2 protein-coding genes are annotated in these 1,773 nt (G+C 37.0%); both read right to left on the bottom strand.

The features are described 5' to 3' along the window. Positions 1–176 precede the first annotated feature (176 nt). Positions 177–1,109 carry an ATP-binding protein gene (locus tag AB1630_12950; GenBank protein ID MEW6104697.1) on the bottom strand — a complete coding sequence of 311 codons (933 nt, stop codon included), beginning with the start codon at positions 1,107–1,109 and terminating at the stop codon, positions 177–179. Between the two features lie 185 nt (positions 1,110–1,294). Next, positions 1,295–1,615, bottom strand: a complete 321-nt coding sequence (locus AB1630_12945; protein MEW6104696.1) for a DUF2023 family protein — start codon at positions 1,613–1,615, stop codon at positions 1,295–1,297. Positions 1,616–1,773 lie beyond the last annotated feature (158 nt).

Raw genomic sequence — 1,773 nt, 5'->3', positions numbered from 1 at the left:
TTAAAAAACTTGAATATCGAGTAAAACAAAAAGATTTTTTATATTTTTCAAAGATTTTTCTTCCTCCTGTCTTGAGATTATAATCAGAGGAATCCAATGGTCTGGCATTATGGCATGAACCAGACTCAAGATGAAAGCCCCAATTGAAACCTGTATCATTTCTACTCCATATTTTCTTATTTTGACTCCAGACAACAATGAGGGTGATCCTTATCTGGACCAAAACAATCATTACAATAACTACCGCATCGGGCATATCTAGCAATATCTTCCTTAAACTCTGTTGTATCATCAGATGTCAGAGTAGGTCTGTGATGTTTGATCACCGTAATAATATCCTTAGTAGTTATTTTGTACTCTTTGTTAGAGGCTAATTCATTTTCAAATGCTATTTGAGCTAATTGCATACAAACTGCTTCAATATCAGCCGCAGTAAAACCTTCACTTTTTTGGGCTAACTTCTCTAAGTCAATATCACTCTTATTGAGATTATTTAGGAAGCTCTTCCACATAGCCTTACGAGTTATCTCATCCGCTGGCCCTACAGGAAGAATAAAATCAAATCGGCCAGGTCGAAGCAAGGCAGGGATAAGTTGACGAATATGATTAGTGGCACAAATAATTAAGATATCCTTATTCTCACGGAATCTGACCAACTGTTTAAGGAATTCATTGGAAATCATTCGCTCTACTTTGGTTGAATTCTCTGGTCTTACAGCAATTTCTTCAAATTCATCAAAGAAAATAACTGCTTGATTAAGCAATGATAGTTTTTCAAAGAGCTCTTTTAAGGATTTAGCCTGGGTCTCTATCCTTTCATGGATAAGAGTTGAGGGGGTTACCTCAATAAAGAACCAGTTCATCCTTGTGGCAATGCCTTCAGCAAAAATAGTTTTACCTGTACCTGGAGGGCCAAAAAGCAGAATAGCTTTAGGGTGAACCACTCCATGTTTGGCGGCTAAGTCTGGATGTTGCAATGGCAAAAGAATCTTTCGCTCAATCAGACTCTTCTGTAAATCCATCCCTATAATCTTATCCCACCTATCAGGCTTAACCTCTCTAACATTTAATCCTTTTATCTCTAATAAATCTATAATCTTCTGATTCATCTAAAATGTCCACATCCCTGCCAACACAGGCATAATAGTGGAAAAAAATCATTCTTCAGTGAGAGTGGAATTTTGAAACCAACAAATACCTTGCAATGATGGACAGCCAACTCTTTGGCTATATCATCAAATTCTCGGCCTACGACTGGATACTCCCCTCCTTACCTCCAAACTTAAACTTATACTTATTTTCTAAACCTCCTTTGTAAGTATCTTTGGCATTGCTGAATCTGATCATACCCCAACAGAATACTAAGCATAAAATCTTCCTCATCCGTAAACTGATTTAGCGCCTTGTTCCCAAACCTCTTTAAAACCTCAATGCAGGCCTTGTTGCCAAAGAAAACATTTGCCCGTTTTGCGTTTATTCGAGAAACTATATACGAAATCCCCTCATCTTGTAATTTTTTCTCTATCTCTTCGATCAAGTCACACGAGACGGTATGAAGGATTAAATTTCTTAACCCTTTTTTGTATTCGTAAATGTGATGATTAAATATCGACATTATTATCAAAACTCCAAATCATATCTTTTTGCTGTTTGTCCCTTTCTTTCTCATTATCGCATGGCAATGGGAGAGAGGTATTTCCTTCTTCTTGTACTTTAAAAAGAGGAAACCTGCTCTCTCAAGACAATGCCTAAATTCCTCCTCTTTAAGGAGGG

The organism is bacterium (genome assembly GCA_040753555.1).
In the GTDB taxonomy this organism is placed as follows: domain Bacteria; phylum UBA9089; class UBA9088; order UBA9088; family UBA9088; genus JBFLYE01.
The sequence above is the reverse complement of the archived record's forward strand: the minus strand, read 5'-3'. Positions and strand labels throughout refer to the sequence as shown.